2 tRNA genes and 1 rRNA gene are annotated in these 3,367 nt (G+C 52.6%); all 3 read right to left on the bottom strand.

Going from position 1 to position 3,367, the window contains the following annotated elements:
• Positions 1 to 29: 29 nt before the first annotated feature.
• The 3 genes from C556_RS0118595 to C556_RS0118585 all read right to left on the bottom strand — a co-directional run bounded on the left by C556_RS0118595 (position 30) and on the right by C556_RS0118585 (position 3,348).
• Positions 30 to 2,920: ribosomal RNA gene (locus C556_RS0118595) — 23S ribosomal RNA — on the bottom strand.
• A gap of 244 nt (positions 2,921 to 3,164) precedes the next feature.
• Positions 3,165 to 3,237 (bottom strand) — tRNA-Ala (locus C556_RS0118590).
• A 34-nt stretch (positions 3,238 to 3,271) separates the two neighbouring features.
• Positions 3,272 to 3,348 (bottom strand) — tRNA-Ile (locus C556_RS0118585).
• Positions 3,349 to 3,367 lie beyond the last annotated feature (19 nt).

Here is a 3,367-nt window from a genome sequence, read left to right as displayed (position 1 = left end):
CACACCCGAACCATCGTGGCTCAGGTTATAGGATCAAGCCTCACGGGCAATTAGTATCGGTTAGCTTAACGCATTACTGCGCTTCCACACCCGACCTATCAACGTCCTGGTCTCGAACGACCCTTCAGGAGGATTAAATCCCCAGGGAAGTCTCATCTCGAGGCGAGTTTCCCGCTTAGATGCTTTCAGCGGTTATCTCTTCCGCACTTAGCTACCCGGCGATGCCACTGGCGTGACAACCGGTACACCAGAGGTGCGTCCACTCCGGTCCTCTCGTACTAGGAGCAGCCCCCCTCAAACTTCCAACGCCCACTGCAGATAGGGACCAAACTGTCTCACGACGTTTTGAACCCAGCTCACGTACCACTTTAAATGGCGAACAGCCATACCCTTGGGACCGGCTACAGCCCCAGGATGTGATGAGCCGACATCGAGGTGCCAAACTCCGCCGTCGATGTGAACTCTTGGGCGGAATCAGCCTGTTATCCCCGGAGTACCTTTTATCCGTTGAGCGATGGCCCTTCCATTCAGAACCACCGGATCACTATGTCCTGCTTTCGCACCTGCTCGACTTGTCGGTCTCGCAGTCAAGCCACCTTGTGCCATTACACTATCAGTACGATGTCCGACCGTACCTAGGTGACCTTCGAGCTCCTCCGTTACACTTTGGGAGGAGACCGCCCCAGTCAAACTGCCTACCATGCACGGTCCCCGATCCAGATGATGGACCTAGGTTAGAACCTCAAACGCACCAGGGTGGTATTTCAAGGACGGCTCCACGCAGACTAGCGTCCACGCTTCAAAGCCTCCCACCTATCCTACACAAGTCCGTTCAAAGTCCAATGCAAAGCTACAGTAAAGGTTCACGGGGTCTTTCCGTCTAGCAGCGGGGAGATTGCATCTTCACAAACACTTCAACTTCGCTGAGTCTCAGGAGGAGACAGTGTGGCCATCGTTACGCCATTCGTGCGGGTCGGAACTTACCCGACAAGGAATTTCGCTACCTTAGGACCGTTATAGTTACGGCCGCCGTTTACCGGGGCTTCGATCAAGAGCTTGCACCCCATCACTTAACCTTCCGGCACCGGGCAGGCGTCACACCCTATACGTCGACTTTCGTCTTGGCAGAGTGCTGTGTTTTTGATAAACAGTCGCAGCCACCTTTTCACTGCAACCGCGTCACGCTCCACGAGCTAGTCGCTTCACGCTACTGCGGCACACCTTCTCCCGAAGTTACGGTGTCAATTTGCCGAGTTCCTTCTCCTGAGTTCTCTCAAGCACCTTAGAATTCTCATCCTGCCCACCAGTGTCGGTTTGCGGTACGGTCAATTCTGAGCTGAAGCTTAGTGGCTTTTCCTGGAAGCATGGGATCAATCACTTCAGGCCCAATGGGCCCTCGTTATCACGCCTCAGTGTTAATAGGGATCCGGATTTGCCTAAATCCCCCACCTACACGCTTGAACCGGGACATCCAACACCCGGCTGACCTACCCTTCTCCGTCCCCACATCGCACTCAGAATCGGTACAGGAATATTAACCTGTTTCCCATCGACTACGCTTTTCAGCCTCGCCTTAGGGGCCGACTCACCCTACGCCGATTAACGTTGCGTAGGAAACCTTGGGCTTTCGGTGAACGAGCTTTTCACTCGTTTTAACGCTACTCATGTCAGCATTCGCACTTCCGATACCTCCAGCATGGTTCACACCACACCTTCACAGGCCTACGGAACGCTCCCCTACCATATGTGTAAACACATATCCGCGTCTTCGGTTCTAGATTTGAGCCCCGTTACATCTTCCGCGCAGGACGACTCGACCAGTGAGCTATTACGCTTTCTTTAAATGATGGCTGCTTCTAAGCCAACATCCTGGCTGTCTATGCCTTCCCACCTCGTTTTCCACTTAATCTAGCATTTGGGACCTTAGACGGCGGTCTGGGTTGTTTCCCTCTTGACACCGGACGTTAGCACCCGATGTCTGTCTCCCAAGCTCGCACTTTGCGGTATTCAGAGTTTGCAATGGTTTGGTAAGTCGCGATGACCCCCTAGCCATAACAGTGCTTTACCCCCGCAAGTGATACTTGAGGCACTACCTAAATAGTTTTCGGGGAGAACCAGCTATTTCCGAGTTTGTTTAGCCTTTCACCCCTATCCACAGCTCATCCCCTAGTTTTGCAACACTAGTGGGTTCGGACCTCCAGTGCGTGTTACCGCACCTTCATCCTGGCCATGGATAGATCACTCGGTTTCGGGTCTACGCCCAGCAACTCATCGCCCTATTCGGACTCGGTTTCCCTACGCCTCCCCTATTCGGTTAAGCTCGCTACTGAACGTAAGTCGCTGACCCATTATACAAAAGGTACGCAGTCACCCCACGAAGAGGCTCCCACTGTTTGTATGCATCCGGTTTCAGGTTCTATTTCACTCCCCTCCCGGGGTTCTTTTCGCCTTTCCCTCACGGTACTGGTTCACTATCGGTCGATCACGAGTATTTAGCCTTGGAGGATGGTCCCCCCATCTTCGGACAGGATTTCACGTGTCCCGCCTTACTTCTCGTACGCTCAGTACCACGATGGTCTTTTCATATACGGGGCTATCACCCACTATGGCCGGCCTTTCCATACCGTTCTATTAAGACTACCGCTATCACGTACAGGCTCTTCCCATTTCGCTCGCCACTACTTTGGGAATCTCGGTTGATTTCTTTTCCTCGGGGTACTTAGATGTTTCAGTTCTCCCGGTTCGCTTCACACACCCTATGGATTCAGGTGCGGATACCTCAAAAGAGGTGGGTTTCCCCATTCGGACATCTGCGGATCAAAGCTCGTTTGCCAGCTCCCCGCAGCTTTTCGTAGGCTGCCACGTCCTTCATCGCCTGTGATCGCCAAGGCATCCACCAGATGCACTTATTCGCTTGATCCTATAACCTCAAACACGATGTGCTTCAGGCTATAAGCATGTTTGCGACGCCAGATTCCTGTTACAGAATCCAGTCTCGATACAATCAAACCCAATTAAAACTAATTTGAGTCTTGCTTCTTCTATCTTGTTAAAGATCAGATACAGAGTTTTATACTCGTCCAACTGAAGCAGTCAGAATTAAACCCGCTCGAACCCTCGAACGCCCTTAATTCTGATTCCTTCCAGATCGCCCACCAGGCGTGTGGAGGCAGACGGGATCGAACCGACGACCCCCTGCTTGCAAAGCAGGTGCTCTCCCAACTGAGCTATGCCCCCATCGGATAAAACTGGCTTCCATCCAACATGCAAATGGTGGGTCAGATAGGAATCGAACCTATGACCCCCGCCTTATCAAGACGGTGCTCTAACCGACTGAGCTACTGACCCAGTTCCTACCCCGGCTCAA

It is taken from the genome of Chitiniphilus shinanonensis DSM 23277, from assembly GCF_000374805.1.
GTDB classification, from domain to species: domain Bacteria; phylum Pseudomonadota; class Gammaproteobacteria; order Burkholderiales; family Chitinibacteraceae; genus Chitiniphilus; species Chitiniphilus shinanonensis.
Note: the sequence above shows the minus strand (reverse complement) of the source record. Positions and strands in the feature narration are given on the sequence as shown.